Source organism: Photobacterium galatheae (assembly GCF_000695255.1).
In the GTDB taxonomy this organism is placed as follows: domain Bacteria; phylum Pseudomonadota; class Gammaproteobacteria; order Enterobacterales; family Vibrionaceae; genus Photobacterium; species Photobacterium galatheae.
In genome coordinates, this window is record NZ_JMIB01000021.1 from 67,620 (window position 1) to 88,401 (window position 20,782).

Annotated in this window: 18 protein-coding genes; 7 read left to right on the forward strand and 11 right to left on the reverse strand. The window is 48.3% G+C overall.

Annotated elements, in window-relative coordinates:
• Positions 1 to 431: 431 nt before the first annotated feature.
• Entirely contained in the window at positions 432 to 4,355 is a 3,924-nt protein-coding gene (gene hrpA, locus EA58_RS10155; RefSeq protein WP_081819628.1) for an ATP-dependent RNA helicase HrpA, read from the reverse strand.
• Between the two features lie 203 nt (positions 4,356 to 4,558).
• Here hrpA and EA58_RS10160 point away from each other — a divergent pair, with 203 nt between their 5' ends.
• The 4 genes from EA58_RS10160 to EA58_RS10175 all read left to right on the forward strand — a co-directional run bounded on the left by EA58_RS10160 (position 4,559) and on the right by EA58_RS10175 (position 9,636).
• Complete coding sequence (locus EA58_RS10160) at positions 4,559 to 5,017, forward strand: tellurite resistance TerB family protein (protein WP_036752077.1); 459 nt, start codon at positions 4,559 to 4,561, stop codon at positions 5,015 to 5,017.
• A gap of 325 nt (positions 5,018 to 5,342) precedes the next feature.
• Positions 5,343 to 7,031, forward strand: coding sequence for an NAD-dependent malic enzyme (locus EA58_RS10165; protein WP_036752080.1), 1,689 nt, complete (start codon positions 5,343 to 5,345; stop codon positions 7,029 to 7,031).
• Positions 7,032 to 7,205: 174 nt separating this feature from the next.
• Positions 7,206 to 7,913: a SanA/YdcF family protein gene (locus tag EA58_RS10170; protein WP_081819619.1), complete on the forward strand. Its 708-nt coding sequence runs from the start codon at positions 7,206 to 7,208 to the stop codon at positions 7,911 to 7,913.
• Positions 7,914 to 8,265: 352 nt separating this feature from the next.
• Positions 8,266 to 9,636: an SLC13 family permease gene (locus EA58_RS10175; protein ID WP_036752082.1), complete on the forward strand. Its 1,371-nt coding sequence runs from the start codon at positions 8,266 to 8,268 to the stop codon at positions 9,634 to 9,636.
• Positions 9,637 to 9,783: 147 nt separating this feature from the next.
• On the opposite strand, the gene EA58_RS10180 is transcribed toward EA58_RS10175, so the two are convergent.
• Entirely contained in the window at positions 9,784 to 10,761 is a 978-nt protein-coding gene (locus EA58_RS10180; RefSeq protein WP_036752469.1) for a Gfo/Idh/MocA family protein, read from the reverse strand.
• Between the two features lie 248 nt (positions 10,762 to 11,009).
• Between EA58_RS10180 and EA58_RS10185 the strand changes: the two genes are divergently transcribed.
• Positions 11,010 to 12,092, forward strand: coding sequence for a ketoacyl-ACP synthase III (locus tag EA58_RS10185; protein ID WP_200872176.1), 1,083 nt, complete (start codon positions 11,010 to 11,012; stop codon positions 12,090 to 12,092).
• Between the two features lie 68 nt (positions 12,093 to 12,160).
• On the opposite strand, the gene EA58_RS10190 is transcribed toward EA58_RS10185, so the two are convergent.
• From EA58_RS10190 to EA58_RS10230, 9 genes are all read right to left on the reverse strand, one after another.
• Positions 12,161 to 12,424 (reverse strand): bacteriocin immunity protein, encoded by a 264-nt coding sequence (locus EA58_RS10190; protein WP_412177942.1) that lies wholly within the window; start codon positions 12,422 to 12,424, stop codon positions 12,161 to 12,163.
• A complete protein-coding gene (locus EA58_RS10195) occupies positions 12,411 to 12,830 on the reverse strand; it encodes a hypothetical protein (RefSeq protein WP_036752090.1) in 420 nt (139 codons plus the stop codon). The genes EA58_RS10190 and EA58_RS10195 overlap by 14 nt, the downstream gene beginning before the upstream one ends.
• 18 nt (positions 12,831 to 12,848) lie before the next feature.
• Complete coding sequence (locus EA58_RS10200; protein WP_036752092.1) at positions 12,849 to 13,085, reverse strand: hypothetical protein; 237 nt, start codon at positions 13,083 to 13,085, stop codon at positions 12,849 to 12,851.
• A gap of 37 nt (positions 13,086 to 13,122) precedes the next feature.
• On the reverse strand, positions 13,123 to 13,620 hold the full coding sequence (locus EA58_RS10205; protein ID WP_036752095.1) for a hypothetical protein: 498 nt from the start codon (positions 13,618 to 13,620) through the stop codon (positions 13,123 to 13,125).
• A gap of 224 nt (positions 13,621 to 13,844) precedes the next feature.
• Positions 13,845 to 15,104, reverse strand: a complete 1,260-nt coding sequence (locus EA58_RS10210; protein ID WP_036752098.1) for a DEAD/DEAH box helicase — start codon at positions 15,102 to 15,104, stop codon at positions 13,845 to 13,847.
• A gap of 103 nt (positions 15,105 to 15,207) precedes the next feature.
• Entirely contained in the window at positions 15,208 to 16,122 is a 915-nt protein-coding gene (gene nagK / locus EA58_RS10215) for an N-acetylglucosamine kinase (RefSeq protein ID WP_036752101.1), read from the reverse strand.
• A 143-nt stretch (positions 16,123 to 16,265) separates the two neighbouring features.
• Complete coding sequence (locus EA58_RS10220; RefSeq protein WP_036752104.1) at positions 16,266 to 16,994, reverse strand: tRNA-uridine aminocarboxypropyltransferase; 729 nt, start codon at positions 16,992 to 16,994, stop codon at positions 16,266 to 16,268.
• A gap of 79 nt (positions 16,995 to 17,073) precedes the next feature.
• Entirely contained in the window at positions 17,074 to 19,140 is a 2,067-nt protein-coding gene (locus EA58_RS10225) for a methyl-accepting chemotaxis protein (RefSeq protein ID WP_036752107.1), read from the reverse strand.
• Between the two features lie 243 nt (positions 19,141 to 19,383).
• Complete coding sequence (locus tag EA58_RS10230; protein WP_036752471.1) at positions 19,384 to 19,737, reverse strand: DUF3802 family protein; 354 nt, start codon at positions 19,735 to 19,737, stop codon at positions 19,384 to 19,386.
• Positions 19,738 to 20,027: 290 nt separating this feature from the next.
• Here EA58_RS10230 and EA58_RS10235 point away from each other — a divergent pair, with 290 nt between their 5' ends.
• Entirely contained in the window at positions 20,028 to 20,387 is a 360-nt protein-coding gene (locus EA58_RS10235) for a glutaredoxin family protein (protein ID WP_036752474.1), read from the forward strand.
• Positions 20,388 to 20,618: 231 nt separating this feature from the next.
• Positions 20,619 to 20,750, forward strand: coding sequence for a hypothetical protein (locus EA58_RS22130; RefSeq protein ID WP_268748944.1), 132 nt, complete (start codon positions 20,619 to 20,621; stop codon positions 20,748 to 20,750).
• Positions 20,751 to 20,782: the final 32 nt, after the last annotated feature.

Sequence of the window (20,782 nt, forward strand, 5' to 3'; positions counted from 1 at the left end):
AAGAGGGTGTGATGTAAAAACCTGTAATTGAGAAAGTAGACAATTTAAAAATCAATGAAATCAAGACAAAAGCGAGCCTTGATAATTTTTCACCTCTCAATAAGTATTGATAAAAAATAAATGAAACTGTAACAGGCGTTTAATTTTTATTGTCATTATCTTGACCTGAAAAACAAAGAGTAATGACTCCAAAACGACGTCCATTTAGTTTTATATCAATCATTTGGTAAGATTCGATTCAAATGCATCGCTTGATTCTTTCAAAACCGTTTTGCAGTGTAGTCGCGAAAGAAGATTGAGGTTTTATTTATCTTAATTTACAAAAAAAATAAATCTGGTTAAAAAACAGCCAAAATAAAAGTGGCGAGTTTGTCACTCGCCATCTATTTATTGATATGAAAGCCGCAATAAAGTTTATATGAAGAATGTCATCAGCATTCAGAAATAGCATTCCGGACCCGCTTATCCGAAACAGGATAAGGCGTCCCTAATTGCTGAGCAAAATAACTCACTCGCAATTCCTCGATCATCCAGCGAATCTCTTTCACCTTCTCTGGAATGGGCTGACCTTTCGGGATCTTATTCAGTAGCTCTTTATAATCGTTCGCCACTGATTCAATCTTTAATATATGCATTCTGTCTTTATTCGGATCGATAGGCAGTTTCTCCATTCTGCGCTCAATCGCCTTCATGTATCGAAGGATATCCGGTAAACGACGCCAGCCACACTCTGTCGCAAATCCCTTAAAGATTAAGCCTTCGATCTGTGCTTTGATGTCAGACAAAGCAAATGCCATGGTGAAATCGATCTTCCCTTTCAATTTCTTTTGAATATTGAAAGCTGTGGTCAGTATCGCTTCAACCTGCTTGGCAATATCAACAACTGTATCTCCCAGTTCGGCCCGGATATGCTCTTTCAACGCTTCAAACGCTTCAACGTCCCAGACCAGCCCCCCTTTCTCTTCAATCAGCTTATCCACCCCACAAGCGATACAGTCATCAATTAAATCCATGACCCGCCCATAAGGGTTGAAGTAAAGACCCAGTTTCGACTTGTTTGGCAGATTTTCGTGCAGATACTTAATGGGTGACGGCACATTCAACAGTATCAGACGTCGCTGTCCCTGCTGCATCGCGGTCCGCTGCTCTTCTTCCGTTTCAAACAGCTTGATACCGACAGAGTCCTTGTTATCAATAATAGCCGGATAAGCTTTGACTTCAAATCCGCCGCGCTTTTGTTGATACCGTTCGGGTAAGGCACCGAAACTCCAGGTCGTCAAACCATTCTGTTCAATATCATCATCAGCGACCTGAGACAGCGTTTCCTGAACCTTTTCTTTCAGGCTATCTTTGAGCGCAAACAGATCCTTGCTTTCACGCAACTTCCGGTTGCGGTGGTCCACAGCCCGGAAAGTGATCTTCAGATGCTCTGGCACTTGCTCCAGATTCCAGTCTTCACGCAACACGGTAACGCCGGTGATCCGTTTCAGCTCTTTTTCCAGTGCATCTAACAACGGTACCGACATGGACTGAACACGAGCCAAAACAGCATCGGCATAGTTTGGTGCCGGCACAAAGTTACGCCGTAATGTTTTCGACAATGACTTAATCAACGCAACCACCAGCTCATGACGAAGCCCCGGAATCTGCCAGTCGAAACCATCTGGCTCAACCTGATTCAGAACCGGTAATGGTAAATGCACGGTCACCCCATCGTTATTCTCGCCCGGTTCAAACTGATAACTCAGTTTCAGCTTTAAGCTACCCTGATGCCAGAAGTTCGGATAATCCAGCTCCGTCACGTGACTTGCATCGCCCCTGAACAGCATGTCGCGTTCAAAGTTCAACAGTTCCTTGTCTTGACGTGATGCTTCTTTCCACCAGGTATCAAAATGGCGTCCTGAAACCACTGTATGTTCAACACGCTGGTCATAAAATTCATACAGTGCGTCGTCATCAATCAAGATGTCGCGGCGACGGGACTTATGCTCCAGTTCTTCAACTTCACGAAGCAGTTGACGGTTCTGATGGAAGAACTTGTGCTTGGTCTCCCAATCCCCTTCAACCAATGCAGAACGGATGAAAATCTCGCGGCTGATCACCGGATCAATCTTGCCGTAATTCACCTTACGCTTCGGGACGATTGGAATACCGTACAGACTGACTTTCTCAAAGGCCTGAACGGAAGCCTGCTTTTTCTCCCAGTGCGGTTCACTGTAGCTGCGTTTGATCAGGTGCTGCGCCAGCGGCTCAATCCACTCCGGTTGAATTTTGGCTGCAATACGGCCCCAAAGTTTCGAGGTTTCAACCAGCTCAGCCACCATGACCCACTTCGGTTGTTTCTTAAAAATGCCGGAACCCGGGAAGATATTAAACCGAGCATTCCGCGCACCCTGATACTCATTCTTTTCCTGATCTTTCTGACCGATATGCGACAGCATCCCCGCCAGCAAGGCCGTATGAACGGCCGGATAGCTGGCTGGCTCGTCGTTATGACGCAATTTCAGTTCGCGCACCACCTGGTGCACCTGAAAGTAAATATCCTGCCATTCACGAACACGCAAATAGTTCAGATAATCCTTTTTACACTGTTTCCGGAACTGGTTACCCGACATCGCTTTCTGCTGTTCTTTGATGTAATCCCACAAGTTCACAAAGGTCAGAAAATCAGAATCTTTATCATAGAAACGGCGATGTTTTTCATCGGAAGCCTGTTGCTTCTCCAGAGGACGCTCCCGGGGATCCTGAATCGACAGCGCAGACGCAATGATCATTACTTCCTGTAAAGCACCCTGCTTCGGCGCTTCCAGAACCATCCTTGCCAGACGCGGGTCAATCGGCAGTTTCGCGAGCTGACGACCCACTTCCGTGAGACGCTTACGCGGATCTTTGGCGTTCGGGTTAATGGCGCCCAATTCTTCCAGCAGGCGAACGCCATCCTGAATATTGCGGTTATCTGGCGGCTCAACAAACGGGAAGGCCTGAATATCTCCCAGCCCGATTGCAGTCATTTGCAGAATAACGGATGCCAGATTGGTACGAAGAATTTCCGGATCGGTAAACTCCGGACGAGACACAAAATCATCTTCTGAGTACAGACGAATACAAACACCCGCCGCGACCCGGCCACATCGGCCTTTTCGCTGGTTCGCACTGGCCTGCGAGACCGGCTCAATCGGCAGACGCTGCACTTTTGTCCGGTAACTATACCGGCTGATCCGGGCTGTCCCCGGGTCAATCACATACTTGATCCCAGGCACGGTCAGCGACGTTTCAGCCACGTTGGTCGACAGCACGATCCGACGACCGCTATGGGACTGGAACACCCGATTTTGCTCGCTGGCTGACAGTCGTGCGTACAGCGGAACAATTTCTGTATGTTTCAGGTTGCGCTTACTCAGTGCATCCGCGGTATCACGAATTTCCCGCTCCCCGTTCATGAAGATCAGGATATCGCCCATCCCCTCATCACACAGCTCATCCACGGCATCAAAAATCGCCTGAAGTTGATCCCGTTCGCTGTCGTCACTGTCATCCATCATGGGACGGTAACGGACTTCAACCGGGTAGGTCCGGCCGGAAACTTCAACAATTGGTGCATTGTTGAAGTGCTTGGAAAATCGTTCAGGATCAATCGTAGCCGAGGTAATGATCACTTTCAGATCCGGGCGTTTCGGCAACAGATTTTTCAGATAACCCAGAATAAAATCGATGTTCAGGCTGCGTTCGTGGGCTTCATCGATGATGATAGTATCGTACTGATTCAGGTACTTATCATTCTGAATTTCAGCCAGCAAGATACCGTCGGTCATCAGTTTAACCTGAGTTTTCTCAGAAACCTGATCGTTAAATCGAACCTTATAACCAACGGTTGAGCCCATTTCACAGCCCAGTTCCTCAGCAATACGGTTCGCCACAGAGCGGGCCGCCAGACGTCTTGGCTGCGTATGACCGATGGTGCCTGTGGTTCCCAAACCTAATTCCAGACAGATTTTTGGGAGCTGAGTGGTTTTACCCGAACCCGTCTCACCGGCCACAATCACAACCTGATTCTCACGAATGGCGTTCGCGATATCGTCTTTTTTCTGGCTGACCGGTAACTGTTCCGGATAAGTAATCGTTGGACAACTGTTGCGACGGATCTCGACAGCCTGCATTGAGCGCGCAATGTCCATCGCAATTTCATCAAATACGGCGTGACGCGCCTGTTCGTTCTTAATTTTTGCCGCACCCTGCACGCGTTTGAGCAAGCGGAATCGATCCCGGATCAGGCAATCTCGAATAGCGGCTTTTAATGTTTTTTCACTGTTGCGAACCTCTGTTCGCTCAGATTGAGGCGTTGTAGACTGAGTCAAGTGAATTCCTGCTTGTATCAGTAGATCGTTCAGGCAAAGAAAACAAAAAGTAACCTGAACATGCTCTTCATAAAACTGGCGCGATTCTAACACATACTTCGGCGTTCATCAGGCCAGCTTAATGATGAAAACCAACAATCTCTTGCATTTTTTCTCTGGCAGCTGCAATGATAAAAGCATGAGTTGTTGAAAAGGTAATCCCTATGTTCCATCAGTTACGCGTTCTCTTTCGTCAGATCATGAATGATGGCAGTGATGATGGTGCTGTTGATACGCCTGCACTTCATCTTGCAATCGCATCGTTACTCTGTGAAGTTGCCAATGCGGACCACAGCCGAGATCCCAACGAAGAAACCGCAAAAGTCCACCTACTGATGAAATTGCTCGAAACCGATGATCTTCAGGCCAGGGCACTGCTCCATGAAGCTCAGATCCAGAGTGAACAATCGGTCTCTGTTTACGAATTCACCAGTAAGCTCCGCTCCTTATCGGCGGAAGACCGGTATCGTCTGATTGAAGCCATGTGGCAGGTTGCGTTTGCAGACGGCATTTTAGATCCGCTTGAAGAAGCGGTGATCCGGCAGGTGGCTGAGCTCATCTATGTTGACCACGCGACATTTATCAAAGCCAAATTATCGGCACAGGCTGGTGCTTCTGAATAACCGCTTAGAACATGACAGAAGATTGGCTGCGGCGCTCAGTCATCACAGAACATGTTTCTGATAACTTTACCAATAGCGTTCAGTAATGATCATAATTACCGATTACGCGGTAATAAACACCATAATTATCACTAATATTAAACTTTTATCCTGCATCATGGACTTTTTTGAGCTACGCCATGATTTGTTCAACAAAAGTTGAAAATGTTGATCATTTTAACAATATTTTTGAATATTCTCTTTGAATCTAGTGGTTGTTAAGACTACGATGTGCCCCTCAATAAAAAGAAATACCAAAATTTCAGCCGAAAACAGAGTCTATTACATGAAAGACGATAAAAGACCCCTTTATATCCCCTACGCCGGTCCGGCCCTGCTAGAAACTCCTCTCCTGAACAAAGGAAGTGCGTTCTCCGTCGAAGAAAGAATGTTCTTCAACCTGGAAGGCCTGCTGCCTGAAGCCATTGAAACGATTGAAGAACAGGCAGAGCGTGCCTACCAGCAATACCTGAAATTTGATAATGATATGGACAAACATATCTATCTGCGAAACATTCAGGATACCAATGAGACCCTGTTTTACCGCTTGGTTGAAAATCACATCACGGAGATGATGCCAATCATCTACACCCCAACCGTTGGCGCCGCTTGTGAGAATTTCTCCAACATTTATCGCCGTGGCCGTGGTCTGTTTATCTCTTACCCGAATCGTGACCGCATTGAAGATATGCTCAACAATGCCTCCCGACACAATGTGAAAGTGATCGTGGTCACTGATGGTGAACGCATTCTTGGTTTGGGTGATCAGGGCATTGGTGGCATGGGCATCCCAATCGGTAAACTGTCGCTGTATACCGCCTGTGGTGGGATCAGCCCGGCCTATACCCTGCCTGTGGTTCTGGATGTAGGAACAAACAACCCGCAGCGTCTGTCTGACCCGATGTACATGGGCTGGCGTCATACCCGAATTACCGGTAAAGAATACGAAGACTTTGTGGATGAATTCATTCAGGCAGTCAAACGCCGCTGGCCAGATGCACTGATCCAGTTTGAAGATTTCGCGCAAAAGAATGCCATGCCGCTGCTGGAGCGCTACAAAAACAAAGTCTGCTGCTTCAATGATGACATTCAAGGCACGGCTGCCGTCACTGTCGGCTCTCTGCTGGCGGCATGTAAAGCGGCTGGCAGCAAACTCTCTGAGCAACGTGTCACCTTCCTGGGTGCAGGCTCTGCTGGCTGCGGGATTGCAGAAGCCATCATTGCACAAATGGTGTCTGAAGGTATTTCTGAGACACAAGCGCGCAGCCAGGTCTTTATGGTGGATCGCTGGGGCCTGTTGCTGGACGACATGCCAAATCTGGTTAATTTCCAGAAGAAGCTGGTTCAGACCCGTCAGAGTGTGAGCGAGTGGGAAACCGACGACAACAACATTTCCCTGCTGGATGTCATGCGTAATGGCAAACCAAACATTCTGATTGGTGTGTCTGGCGTACCGGGCCTGTTCAGTGAAGACGTGATTCGTGAAATGCACAAACACTGTGAACGTCCGATCATTTTCCCACTGTCAAACCCAACCAGCCGTGTTGAAGCCATGCCTGCAGATATCATCCGCTGGACAGATGGTCAGGCGCTGGTGGCCACCGGTTCTCCGTTTGAGCCTGTCGTATATCACGGTAAAACCTACCCGATTGCTCAGTGTAATAACAGTTACATCTTCCCGGGGATCGGATTGGGTGTATTGGCCGTCGGCGCACGCCGTGTCACTGATGAAATGCTGATGGAAAGTAGCCGCGCGCTGGCTGAGTGCTCTCCGCTGGCCATTAACGGCACAGGTGCACTGCTTCCGCCGTTGGAAGACATTCAGAATGTCTCTCGCCATATTGCATTTGCCGTGGCGAAGAAAGCCGTTGCGCAAGGCAAGGCACCAAAGAACACAGATGAACGTATCAAGGAAAAGATTGAAACGAACTTCTGGGAATCTGGCTACCGCCGTTACAAACGCACATCATTCTGATGAATACACTGTATGCTTGATGAAAACCCGCCGTTGGCGGGTTTTTTTTGTTCATTCGCTCAACAATACAGTCAAAACAACCTCATCTATGACCAGATTTTTACACAACATTATCAACGGATTAAGGTACACTTAATCAAATCAATTGAGGTGATTTATGCATTGTAGACAACGATGAAGCTGCGTTCATTTCTGCGATATGCAGCTATTTTTCTGATCATTCTGTTCGGACTGTTTCTGATACTCGACCGATGGGTCGCAGCATCAACGGCTGATCGTATCTATACAGAGACAACGCAAGTGCCTGCCCGAACGGTCGGTCTGGTGCTGGGAACCAGTAAATACATTGCCCACAACCTCAACCCTTATTACAACTTCAGAATGGATGCCGCCGTCCGGCTGTATCGCGAGAAGAAAATCCAAATTTTGTTGCTCAGCGGCGATAATGCACACCGTTCTTACAATGAGCCCTGGACCATGAAACGTGATCTGCTCAAAGCCAGCATTCCCGATGAAGCGATCGTCCTCGATTACGCTGGTTTTCGGACGCTTGATTCCATTATGCGCGCCAAAGATGTGTTTGAAGCCAACAGTATTACCGTCATCACGCAGCAATTCCATTGTGAGCGTGCCCTCTTTATTGCTGCCCACAAGAACATCGATGCAATCTGTCTTGCTGTACCACAACCGCACGGACTGGCCGGTTTCAAAATCAGGTTAAGGGAAGTCTTTGCAAGAGTGAAAGCCTGGCTGGATTTATACATTCTGGACGAACGCCCACGCTTCCCCGGCCCGAAAGAGCCTATTTTCAGTCGGCCACCTTTTGCAGAGCCTCAGCAAGAACCGGCATCACCCGCCCCTGTCCTGCCTCCCCTTCGGTAAGAATGAATGCAAGATTGAACCCCATTTAGCCGCCACTCGTCAGCGGCTAGAAATGACACCCGCACCAAAACTTAAGACCCCTTTTCACATCATCTGACTCATCACAAGGTTTGTTTTGCTGACGCACACAGACCGGCGCTCATACCGATAACTTTACCAATAGTGGGTGGATTCCCACACATTCGTAAAACACCACCTCACAAAAGTTTCCTCTGCTGACTTCAGATGCCACAAACGCGTTAACAAGCGATAAAAAAAATGCAACATTTCACACCGACAACACAAAGTGATCACAAATTCGCTTCGTGAAAAGCCAATATATGATAACAACAGTCAATCTGAAGGAACCTCTATGACAGCCTTAGCACTCACACTGAAACAGTGGCTGTTTGATCGGAACAGCCTGATTCTGCTCGCAGACATCGCCCTCTTTTTTGTTCTGCTCAATACGCTCCCCGTTGATAAAAATGTTGCAGTAGGATTAAGTATTCTCGCTTTCGTCGCTGTTTTATGGCTGACAGAAGCGATTCATGTCAGTATCACAGCGCTGCTTGTTCCCCTGCTTGCCGTAGGTTTTGGAGTCTTTAACACACAAGTGGCTCTGGGGAACTTCGCCAACCCGATTATTTTCCTTTTCCTGGGTGGTTTTGCGCTGGCCGCAGCACTTCGTACACAAGAGCTGGATAAAGCCATCGCCGATAAAGTACTGCTCTTGGCAAAAGGTAAAATGTCCATCGCGGTGTTCATGCTGTTCGGTGTGACGGCTGGCCTGTCGATGTGGATCAGTAACACCGCCACTGCTGCCATGATGTTGCCACTGGTGCTGGGTGTACTGGCGAAGGTCGACGCCAAAAACCAGCGCAATACCTATGTCTTCGTCTTACTGGGTGTTGCTTACTGTGCCAGTATTGGTGGCATTGCAACACTGGTCGGTAGCCCGCCAAACGCAATTGCCGCAGCAGAAGTGGGTCTGAGCTTTACAGACTGGATGATGTTTGGTCTGCCTGTGACGATTGTCATGCTACCACTCGCGGTTGCTGCTCTTTACTTCCTGCTGAAGCCGGATTTGAACCATACCTTCGAACTGGATCACAAACCGGTTGAATGGACCAATGGTAAAAAAATCACCCTGGCGATTTTCGCGCTCACGGTCTGCCTGTGGATTTTCAGTAAACCAATCAACGCCATGCTGGGCGGACTGAGTAAGTTTGATACCCTGGTTGCACTGTTTGCCATTGCATTGCTGGGTGCGTCGCGGGTTGTGGAATGGAAGCAAATTGAGAAAACCACAGACTGGGGTGTATTGCTGCTGTTTGGTGGTGGTATCTGCCTGAGCAACGTCTTGAAACAAACAGGCACCAGTGTCTTCATGGCCAATAGCCTGAGCGGCTTCCTTGACCAGACCGGCATGCTGTTCACAATTCTGGTCATTGCTGCTTTCGTGGTCTTCCTGACTGAATTCGCCAGTAACACAGCCAGTGCGGCACTGCTGGTCCCTGTTTTCGCATCGGTTGCAGAAGCACTTGGGGTGTCACCGGTTCTGCTGGCTGTCTTGATTGGTGTCTCTGCGTCTTGTGCCTTCATGCTGCCAGTCGCCACACCGCCAAACGCCATTGTCTTTGGTTCAGGACATATCAAGCAAAAAGAAATGATGCGCGCAGGTATTTATCTGAACCTCGTCTCCATTGCATTCCTGACCGCTGTGGCTTACCTGTTCTGGTAAATCGATTTCCAGATAATAACAATCTACCCGAGGATGTTATCACCGGCACATCCGTGCCGGATCGTCAAAATATCCTACTCTTCAGAATATCAGTGCCAATCTCTTTTATCTCCGGTGGCCGGATGGCCACCTTTTTTTACCCGACAGCTATTCATCCGCAGGATAACGAACCCCAATCATTTCCCTGGCTTTGGTCATCACAGTATGGACAATACGGCTACGTTCCAACCCTGAATGATCATATGTTTTTTCTTCGATGAAACGAGCAAAGGCTGCGGCTTCATACTGCATCGTATTCTTTGCCTGAAATCGTGACAACGTCACCTCAGGTTCATCTTTACGATAGATCACCACCTTGTTGCATTCTGCGATCGCATCAATCACCAGCGTGCCCTGCTCGCCCTGAAGCTCGCTTGGTAGCTGACTGTCACTGACTTTCGAGTGACTGATCACCGCATCAAAATCGCCGTAATGCAAAACAAGTGTGCCGTGTCCATCAACGCCAGAATCCAACAGGGTTCCTTGCGCGGTAAAACTCATCGGCTCTCCGAACAGCGCAATGGCGACACTCAATGGGTATACCCCAATATCCATCAGTGATCCGTTCGAAAATTCAGGATTAAATGTGTTTGGATTTTCACCATTGAGATATTTGTCATAACGGGATGAATACTGACAAAAATTAAAATAGGCTTTACGCAAGCGGCCAATTTTATTCAGACTATTTCGAATCACGACAAAATTGGGGTGATAGGTTGTTTTCAGCGCTTCAAACAAGACAACATTGTGCGCCTTCGCTAATGCGATCAGTTTTTCGACTTCCTCAAGATTTGAGGCCATCGGCTTCTCGACAATGACATGCTTCCCAGCCCGGATAAACAGCTCCGCCTGAGCCGCATGCAGCGCATTCGGACTGGCAATATAGACTGCATCAATCAGATCGCTGTTTGCCATGTCGTCAAGCTGATCAAAGCAATGTTTGATGCCGTGTTTTCTGGCAAATTGCTCTGCCTGCTCCATCGTTCTTGAATAAACCGCTGCCGGATTCAATTTTCCGGTTTGCAGCACAGCCTCAATAAAGCTGTCCGTGATCCAGTTTGTGCCAATGGTTCCCACGCGTATCATGACTTCAGAATTCCTACTGATAATTTCATTCATTTCATTATGCATGACAGACAAAGCACGTAAATGCTATCGCTTTGATTACGAGCACAAATCTCTGGCCTGATTGCTTGGAGTCACCCAGTGCTTGGAGTAAGATAACAAACTGAATGTGGACTATTTCAACGATGTTCCTGCATTTTCGTGCAGAAAAGATACCCAACTTCATAATCAGGCTTACCAATTGCCTGAAAATATAACCAAAACAGAGAATCGCTATGTACCACGCTGAAATTACCGGTTGGGGCAAGTGCCTCCCTCCCGCTGTACTGACCAATGATGAACTCAGCCAGTTTGTCGAGACCAATGATGAATGGATTCAAACGCGTACCGGTATCCAGGAACGTCGTATCAGTCATGTCGATACCTCGAAAATGGCAGAAGTTGCAGGCGCACACGCGCTTGCGGCGGCAGGTCTGAATGCCAGTGACCTTGATTTGATCATTATTGCCACCTGTTCTCCAGACACCCTGCTGCCGAACATTGCTTCTAAAGTTGCCCGTGAACTGGGCGCACAACAGGCTGCCGCATTTGATATCAATGCGGCATGTACCGGCTTTCTGTATAGTCTGGAAACTGCAACGCGCCTGCTCCAGCTGGGGAATTACCGTCATGCACTGGTGATTGGTGCTGAGCGATTGTCCTGGCTGATTGACTGGAGCAAACGAGATACAGCAGTGCTCTTCGGCGATGGGGCCGGCGCTGTCGTCCTGAGCCGAACGGAAGAAAAAACCGGCCTTCAGGAGTCACAACTGGGCTGCGATTCTGAAGGCCGCGATGTGCTGGCGATTCCTGATTTCGGGACATCCATGGATCGTTTTAACCCGGATCCGGGCCACTTTACGTTCAATTTTGTTGGTCGCGAAATTTTCCGTCGCGCCGTTCGCGGCATGGGCTCTGCCGCCAGCACTGTGCTGGAGCGGACAGGACTAAGTAAAGAGGATATTGATGTTGTGATTCCTCATCAGGCCAACAAACGTATTATTGAAGCGCTCTGCGATCACACAGGAATTCCGTTAGAAAAAGCTTTTGTGAACATTCATCGTTATGGCAACACCTCTGCGGCCACCGTGCCAATTGCACTGTGTGAAGCTGTCGAGCAAGGGTTCATCAAACCAGGAAATACCATTCTGTCTGCCGCATTCGGGGCGGGCCTGACCTGGGGTGCCAGCATTATTCGATGGGGGCAACGTGTCACACCAATCGCCCAGTCTGATGCGGCACTGCCGCCTTGCGAGCAAAGCGCCAGAGAAATCATGCAAAATGCGATTGATCATTGTACCGGTGTGAAATAACGCTGTATCTACATCCAATTAACCCGCCGAGTGGCGGGTTTCATCATTTATCCGGGGTTACAAACCGATTATGCTTTAAAGCAAGGTAAGCCCTGTGATTGCCGCCATTGTTGAACAATTTCCGTGATCCGTTCTGGTGTGCCGTCAGCAGAACTTTCAGGGTAATCAATCAAGTCTGAACCATCCGGATGCTGTGCGATTTTTTCAAAATGATCCACGAATTTATTCAACTCTGCTTCGGTGCTGGCATCCGCCCTGCAAATCCGAGCCAGTAATTCTATGAAGTCTGACCGGGTATATTCTGAGAGGGTGTCTTTATCAAAATGCTTCAATATCTGCATTCTCCAGGTTGAAACTTTTCAGTACATGCAACACATGCTCACTCACCACTAAGCGAAAGTCTGCGGCAAGGCCAAAGTCATCATTGCCAGCGATCCCTGTTATTTTTAGCCAGACAAAATCCGGAAGCTTCATGCCGGGTTGTAACGCTTTAAACTCGTCCGAACTGGATACTGTGACGTGCTCAATGGTGAATCCACTGAATTCGTTCATGACCAACGTATCTGCCAAAGCGCACGTGGCGATGAAACAAGGGAATGCTTCTAAGAAAGCATCACCCAGCCACGACTCAAACCGATATGCGAATCGACTGACGACTGGAGGATGAACACTGGCGTCCATTGACGTCGCTGCCCCCAACTCACCCGCAACTTCGGGTTCGAGATAGAAAAAACTCATTGAAAATCAACAGATCACTTATGCATCATGGATAGCATACTCTATCAGGCTTTGAACCGATAAGCGCGGTGCATCTTCCATGAGTTCCTGAACAAGAAAAACTTCTAAAAAATATGTAAACTCAGGAGGAGCTTGACCATCTTCTGGTTCTGAACAAACAGTCGCTTGAGCATCGGGTCCCCAATTTCCCTGAACGTAAATGGTATGTTCTGGATCCAATTTCTGGATGTTGCGTAAAACGTCTTCTAAAGTCATCTGTTTCCAAAACTTCCATATCAGCTTTTGTTGTCGATTAAAATCTGAGATTAACTTTCACCGTTCCTAAACGTGGATCATCCATCGGCTCATCTTCTTCAACTGCTAAGGCTCTGAAAAAATCATCAATGTTCTCAAAGAGTTTGAACACAGGATCTTCGATACCATTTGTATAAAGATAAACACCGGGATACGCATTAGAAATACAAATGTGGTGACTGCCATAACACAGGCCAATTGAATACAGGTCTGGATCTGCGTCTAAACAGTTTAACGTCTCATTGGCTTGTTCAATATTGTCATCACCCGCTTCGATTCCCCATAAAGACTCAAGTGGGAGTGTTTGAGAATCGCCTTCCAATCCAGTGGCATATTGCGGCTTAAACTGTATGGATAAGTCAAAGTCGATCGATTTCTGATACTGTTTGACCACATTGTAAGCATTTTGAGGCATCGTCGGTTCGCTAAAATCAGGCTTTGATGGCCGCTCGATTTCAACACCCATTTTTTGCAAGTGTGCCAGGATATCAATCATTGTTGTTCTCACGTTTTGAGTCATTGCTCTGAGCGCTGAGGGAAAAGTCATGTTTTCAATTCACTGGCCGCCTGCTGTAGATTGAGTCATCATCAACACTCACAACGCCCCAGAACAAAATGCTTCAATCAATGCAAAAAGCCACTCAAATCGAGTGGCTTTCTTCTTTCAGGTTTCAGGTTGCAGGTTGCAGGTTTCAGGTTTCAGCGTCACCGAAGCTCTGCTTAACGTCTTGTTGAGCGCTTGCCCCGGCCCTGATGGACTTTGAGCTGCTTCTTCATGCGGCGTTTATCCGCCGAGCGTCCTTTCGGTGCATGTTCGGGGGGTGCAATCGATGGATCCGGTTCATAGCCGGCCAGCCATTCCTGAGGCAAGCGGGTATCCAGCAAATTTTCAATGGCTTTGAGCGCCCACTCTTCATCTAGACTTATCAGCGACACTGCCAGCCCTTCACTGCCTGCGCGTCCCGTCCGCCCAATGCGGTGCACGTAATCCTCGGCCTGAAATGGCAGATCGAAGTTCACCACATAAGACAACTGTTCAATATCCAGGCCACGTGCTGCAACATCAGTCGCAATTAACGCGCGGATCTGGCCTGACTTGAAATCATCTAAAGCCCGCTGTCTGGCACCCTGACTTTTATCCCCATTGATCGATGCCGCCTTGATACCATCCAGTTTCAATTCTTTGACCAATGCATCAGAACCTTGTTTGGTTTTGGTAAACACCAGCACCTGATCCCAGTTCCGGGAACCAATCAGATAAGCGAGCAACTCAGCTTTACGATGTTTATCAACCGGATAAACAATTTGTTTGACGGTTTCTGCGGTGGTGTTCGCTGGTGTGACTTCAATGACTTCAGGTTCTTTCATCATTCTGTAAGCCAGATCTTTCACGGCTTTCGAGAACGTCGCAGAAAACAGCAGCGTCTGACGCGGTGCTTTCATGCGTTTCAGAATCCGCTGAATCTCTTCCTTGAAGCCCATGTCCAGCATTCGATCGGCTTCATCAAACACCAGATAGCACACCTGGCTGAGATCAAGGTTGCCCACATGCGCATGATCCAGCAACCGTCCCGGCGTGGCAACCACGATGTCTGGTCTTGCTTTCAGGGCTTTGGTCTGCACACTCATACTGGTGCCGCCATAGACAGCCACTGACGTCAGCGATAGCCCATCTGCGTAAGCAGCCAGATTATCCTGCACCTGTTGTGCCAGTTCCCGGGTCGGCGTCAGAATTAAGGCGCGGACAGGTGCGGCATGGCTTTCCCCCTGAGATATCTCAGGTTGTTCCAGCATTTTTTGCAGCAGAGGCAAACCATAAGCAGCTGTTTTCCCTGTCCCGGTCTGCGCTGCTGCCAGCACATCCTTGCCGGCAAGGACTGCCGGAATCGCCCGTTGCTGCACCGGCGTCGGCTCAGTGAACCCTTGCTGAGTAATTGCAGATAAAATTTCGGCCTGAAGCCCTAACCCGGAAAACGCCATTTCGCCGCCCTGAATACGAAAAAGCAGGGATTTTATCCCTGCTTTGTTCAACTTGCCAATAAAAAAGCACCTGCCCGGGTGCTTTCAAACGATTCAGACAGAATCAGGCTGTTTCAATATTCAGGAAGGCTGCGCCGCGAACACCACCCGCATCGCCATGTTTGGCTTTGATGATTTTCGGTACACGTGCCACAGACAACAGATGTTTTGGCAAACGCTTCGGCAAGGCTTCATACAAGTAATCGAAATTCGACAAACCACCGCCCAGCACAACCACGTGCGGGTCAAGACCAGTCAGCAAGCCACCCAGACAAATCGCCAGCAGCTCAACAAACCGCTCCACGTGTTCAACGGCTTTCGCTTCTCCTTGGTGGAAATGCTGAATGATCTCAATTGCCGGCACTTTTTCGCCATAGTAATGGCTGTATAACTGCTCAAAGCCACGGCCTGACAGGTAGTTATCAATACAACCTTTGTTATCGCAACCACAGGTGAACAGCGGTGCTTTTTCGCCCAGATGGAACCAGGCATCGATTGGCAGACGAGTATGACCCAGTTCACCGGCCACATGGTTTTTCCCGGAGAATACTTTGCCGTTGAACACCAGACCACCGCCGAATCCTGTACCCAGAATCAGACCCAGTACGGATGGCTCATCACGTAACGCTTCATCCCAGGCTTCAGACAAAGCAAAGCAGTTGGCGTCGTTATCAATACTGACACTTCGGCCAAGACGGCTTTCCAAATCCCGACGCAGATGACGACCTTTGGCAGCAGGAATATTTGACGTCAGTACCGTACCATCTTCCGCATCTTCCATGCCGGGAATACCAATACCAACGTGTCCTTCACAACCAAAGGTTTGATCGGCTTTTTTAATCAGTGCCACCAGCGTATCAATTAACGCTTCGTAATCATCGCCGGGTGTCGCAACGCGTTCCGTTGCAACACGTTCCAATTGTTCGTTAAAAGCACCAAATTCAATTTTGGTTCCTCCAACATCGAAGCCGTAATACATCGTTGTCTCCATTATTTTACGCTGTGAAAATTATCCATACATCCGGGTCTACAGACTGTGATACAAGCCGTATTTAGTAACCTATCAATCATTGTCAGAGCACATTTAATGAAAGTAAGTGATGCAAGCAGAGACAAAAATGGCTACACCGCCACTTCCAGCTGAAATTCCTGCTGTAACCGCTGGATTGCTGAATTCTCGGGTAATGGGCGATTCAGCTTACCTGCCAGATAACTTTCCCGAAATACATCAAACCAGAGGTCCAGAATTCTGGCATTCTCCTGCTCACCCAAAACGTCCACGATGCGGGCAGCGACCTCGGCAGTCCCCAACTGATTGTCTTTCACCGCTTCCCGAACCTGATAGCGGGACCGAGACGCCGGCGTAATGGACAGCATAGGAAAATGATTGAGATACGGACTTTTTCGGAACATCTTCTTGGCTTCCGCCCAGCTCCCATCTAACAGAATGAACAAAGGACGTTTTCCTGGTGCCAGCGTCACTTTCTCAGCCACACGCTCAGGTTCACCATACTCTGCCGGAAAAATGACGTAAGGCTGCCATTGCGGATCAGCAAGAACCTCAAGCATGGCCGGATCAGGCTCAGTACGGGACCAGATATAGGCAAAAGTATCGGGAAACAAATCGGCAATCAAACGGCCTGTGTTACTGGGCTTGAGCACTTCATCATCATACATAATCAACATGAAGGCAGCTGCTGATTCAAGCTGTGGTTTGAGCTCGCAAATACAAAGATGCTCTCGAAGCATACAGAACTTACAGCGTGCGACCTTACCACCCCGGGCCAGAAACGGACGGGTCGAACGCGCGAGACGGGCGTCGTAAAGGCGATGAACAGCGTGTATACGCATAGCAGGATTATCCGGAATTAAAAAACGCCAGCATTCTACTGGCGTTGCTTATCCGGTGACAAGGCACTCAGGAAGGTTTCTACGATTGATTTTCCAGAACCTGATAACGCTTGAGCATTTGTCGTTGCTCACGGGCGATTTCGGCGACTTTTCCTGCTTCTTCAACCAGTGTCGATAATTGCTGGTTGTTCAGATTTGCCTGAGCCGCAACAGCCTCGACACTGCGGCCGACCTCAACAGAGGCATTTTCCTGTTGCTGCGTTGCTGCAGAAATGGTGATGACTTTATCCGTGATTCGGGCAATCGCCCCCTGAATACTGTGAATCGCAGACTCGACTTCCCCACTCAATGTAATTGACGCAGTCATTTCACTGCGGCTTTCCTGCATGGCTGTGTTCGCATCCCGGGCTGCCCGATGCAACTCTTCAATCGTCTGACGAATCGATTCAGTCTGCTGGCTCGTCTGGCTGGCCAGTTTGCGCACTTCATCAGCCACCACAGCAAAACCACGCCCCTGATCACCGGCTCTGGCCGCTTCAATTGCAGCATTCAACGCTAAAAGATTGGTGTTGTTTGCAATCGCACTAATCAATTCAACCACCTCCGTGATTTTATTGACGTGTTCATCCAGCGAGGTCATACAGGCTTCATTACGCGCAAACTGCGCATCCAGCGCCTGCAAACGGTCGGTACTCCGGCCGATAATCACCACACCTTCTTGTGCCAGCGAATTTGCCGCTTCCGCCTCTGCTTCCGACTCTGTCGTACTGAGCGCGATTTCCTTAATAGACGCTTCAAGTTCAGTGATAGCCGCAGCAATCGCACTCAACTGATCACTCTGTTGCGTCAGGGCCTGACGTGACTGAGCCGATGCAGTTTGGCTGCGTTCCGCCGCTTGCATCAGGGTCTGGCTGTTATTGTTTAACTGGGACATCGCGTGGCTGTTCGTCCGGTTTGACTGATTCAGCAAACAGGCTAATTCCGCAAATTCACGCGGGGCATTCTCATCCGCGATGGCTGTCAGATCTCCTTGGCTGTTCGCTTTCACCACATCATCCAACCGTTGCAATGAGCGATGCACGGTTTTACTGACCCAAACACCACTGGTGATGGCAATCAGCAAACCCGCAGCACTCAGGATCACAAAGATGAACTTAGCATTCTCTCCGGCGGTCAGAACGCCTTGCTCGCTTTGCTGCATCATCTGCCAGGCCCCATCTTCCAGCCTTTCAAGCTGTTGCATGATTCGGCTGACCTGAGCTTTCGCCTGACTGGCTTTTTGCGACTGTTCCTCAATGAGCATGAGCGTTTTCAGTTTCAGCGCAACTAGACCTTGCTCAGTACCTTGGCCTTGTTCAGAGAAGAGCCCCTGCACCATCTCAAATGGCACCGTTAAACTGGCATATTCTGCCAGCTCAGGATTCACATTGTTAAGCTCTTTCCACGCAAACTGCATACCGGACAAATTGGTTCGCTTCAGATCTTTCGCGAGGTTTTCCGCTTTCGTCAGATCATTCTCAAAAAGCAAGGCAACCATATTGGTTCCCATTTCCTGCGAATGATTAATGAAATTCGTCACATGGCCCATCGCCACGGGATCACTGGCATACAACCCAATACTAATCCGGCTCATTTCAGAGCGGACTGAAGTGATCGCGTAGTTCATGATGGCTTTGTCAGACTCTAATTTCGTCTGGTTGGTAAGAATTTGCTGCTGGGTCTGATAGACAACATCGATCGATTGATGAAATGTCGCCAGATCCTGTCTGAAATCTGTGACATTTTCTGACAACCACCCGATGTTATTTTCTGTTGCCAGTCTTTCCAGCTTGGCCACTGCGTCTTCAACCCCCTGCTCATGGGCCGTTAACGATGTCAGCGCGGTGTCCAGGTTTTCGATAGAAGAACTGTTGATCAATTCCGAAAAGCTTTGTGCTGAATTGAGCGAGCCTTTCACCATTTCTGCATTCAGTGTAACAACAGGTAACGCCTGCTGGCTGAGCAAGCCAAATTGTGATGAAACGCGATGAAGCCCCTGATTACCAAAAAATGACAGTAATCCGCCAATCGTCACCAAAAGCAGAAAAACTGACTGTATTAAAAACACCACAGACAGCCTTGTCTGATGGGAGCGCTTTTTTGTCATGATGAACCTTTGTCAACGTCAGAATTGCTGACCTTTCAGCCCCTGTGAAACGCACTGCGCGGGTCAGGCAATTGTGATCATATTCTCATTTATTCCCGCCGTTAAAATACGCAGGGAATATGACAAAATCATGTCAATTGACAAAAAAGTACAATAAGAACTGAGCGTTAGATCGTTGTTCTAACAGAAAAAAGCAGCACTCGGCTGCTTTTTCTCGGGCTTTTACAGATAGAGGAAGGTGGGTCAGACCATCGAGGTCTGTTCACTGATCACACTGTCAAACAGGTTTTTTACCAAACTAATATAGTCTTCCAGGAACGCAATCTGCTCAATGCCCGGGTGTTTCAGCCATAAGCCACCCAGAATTTCTGACATGTCTTCCAGCACGGCATCCGCTTCCTGCATCATTTTGAACCGAAAATCTGGTTTCAGATCCGGGTTCTGGCCAAAAACTGCCATGAGGTTGGTCGCGATCAGATCCGTGACAACATTTTCTACGGTTTCTTCACACGTATCTGTACCTGACGCTTCAAACACACTCAGGTGCTCCGTGAAGTACTCGATTAACGCATGATAACCTTCAGACTCAACAACCATATGCTTTGCTTTGTTCATCCAACACTACCCCGGATCATAGTGTCTCTTCTCCATTTTTCAAGCCTGCTGATGTCAACTGTGCACAAGTTAACTATTTTATTTATCAGTAAGAAAAGCCTAATTTAGCTGTCACACAAAACTTCAACAGAACTTGTCATTTTCCACCTAAATCGCCAAATCTTTGACACCTGAAATTCCACTTTATTGGCCCATCAAGCTGGATGACGCAACCGGGTCCCTTGAGATACAATCCCCTCCTCAAAATCAGAACCACAGAGATGTACGACACAATGAAAATGATTCGTTGGATTCTGGGCCGGGTGATCCTTTTGCTCAATGCCCTCTTTTCCCCAAAAGCCATAAAAAGAGCCGAGGCAGAACAACAGACTGTCGATCAGGCAATGAAACAGCTTCACCTGTATCAGTTCGATGCCTGCCCGTTTTGCGTTAAGGTTCGCCGTCAAGCAAAACGCCTGGCCCTACCTCTGCAAACGCGCGATGCCAAACAACCTGAATTTGAGCAAGAACTGATCAATGGTGGGGGGCGACGTAAAGTGCCATGCCTGCGAATTGAGAAGGAAGATGGCCAAATTGAATGGATGTATGAATCGAACGATATTATCCGTTATCTGGAACAACGCTTCGCCTGAACCGATTCATCCCGGCTGCTGGCCTGTCTTTCCTACATAAATCCCTTGATAAATAATCGAGGGATTTTTATTTAAAATCAGCCAATTAATGTCATTCCCGCGCAGGCGGGAATCCACTGGGCGCAAGATGAAAGTAATCTGCCAGAATCATTTTTCACCTCATTTTCCGCGTCGTTCTTCCTCAAAAGTCACTGGATCCCCGCCTTCGCGGGGATGACAAAAGAAAATAGGATGACAGAAGAAAATGGGATGATAGAAAGAAGCGGGATGACAGAAGGGAGTGGTTACACTCTCGCCAAGTTTCTTGCTCTTTCAGGTGGTCAAGAAACAGGTCAATGGTGGGATAAACTGCCACAGTTTTGACATCAATCTGATACGCCCCCGCCTCAACTTCA

Excerpts from the sequence above, each read along its gene's own strand:
- EA58_RS10205 (WP_036752095.1), bottom strand. The coding sequence starts at position 13,620 with ATGATTGATATCCTGGCACACTTGCAAAAAATGGGTGTTGAAATCGAG.
- EA58_RS10170 (WP_081819619.1), top strand. The coding sequence starts at position 7,206 with ATGAAGCTGCGTTCATTTCTGCGATATGCAGCTATTTTTCTGATCATT.
- EA58_RS10220 (WP_036752104.1), bottom strand. The coding sequence starts at position 16,994 with ATGCGTATACACGCTGTTCATCGCCTTTACGACGCCCGTCTCGCGCGT.
- EA58_RS10225 (WP_036752107.1), bottom strand. The coding sequence starts at position 19,140 with ATGACAAAAAAGCGCTCCCATCAGACAAGGCTGTCTGTGGTGTTTTTA.
- EA58_RS10175 (WP_036752082.1), top strand. The coding sequence starts at position 8,266 with ATGACAGCCTTAGCACTCACACTGAAACAGTGGCTGTTTGATCGGAAC.
- EA58_RS10200 (WP_036752092.1), bottom strand. The coding sequence starts at position 13,085 with ATGACTTTAGAAGACGTTTTACGCAACATCCAGAAATTGGATCCAGAA.
- EA58_RS10235 (WP_036752474.1), top strand. The coding sequence starts at position 20,028 with ATGAAAATGATTCGTTGGATTCTGGGCCGGGTGATCCTTTTGCTCAAT.
- EA58_RS10180 (WP_036752469.1), bottom strand. The coding sequence starts at position 10,761 with ATGATACGCGTGGGAACCATTGGCACAAACTGGATCACGGACAGCTTT.
- EA58_RS10195 (WP_036752090.1), bottom strand. The coding sequence starts at position 12,830 with ATGAGTTTTTTCTATCTCGAACCCGAAGTTGCGGGTGAGTTGGGGGCA.
- EA58_RS10210 (WP_036752098.1), bottom strand. The coding sequence starts at position 15,104 with ATGGCGTTTTCCGGGTTAGGGCTTCAGGCCGAAATTTTATCTGCAATT.
- EA58_RS10160 (WP_036752077.1), top strand. The coding sequence starts at position 4,559 with ATGTTCCATCAGTTACGCGTTCTCTTTCGTCAGATCATGAATGATGGC.
- EA58_RS10165 (WP_036752080.1), top strand. The coding sequence starts at position 5,343 with ATGAAAGACGATAAAAGACCCCTTTATATCCCCTACGCCGGTCCGGCC.
- EA58_RS22130 (WP_268748944.1), top strand. The coding sequence starts at position 20,619 with ATGACAGAAGAAAATGGGATGATAGAAAGAAGCGGGATGACAGAAGGG.
- nagK (WP_036752101.1), bottom strand. The coding sequence starts at position 16,122 with ATGTATTACGGCTTCGATGTTGGAGGAACCAAAATTGAATTTGGTGCT.
- EA58_RS10230 (WP_036752471.1), bottom strand. The coding sequence starts at position 19,737 with ATGGTTGTTGAGTCTGAAGGTTATCATGCGTTAATCGAGTACTTCACG.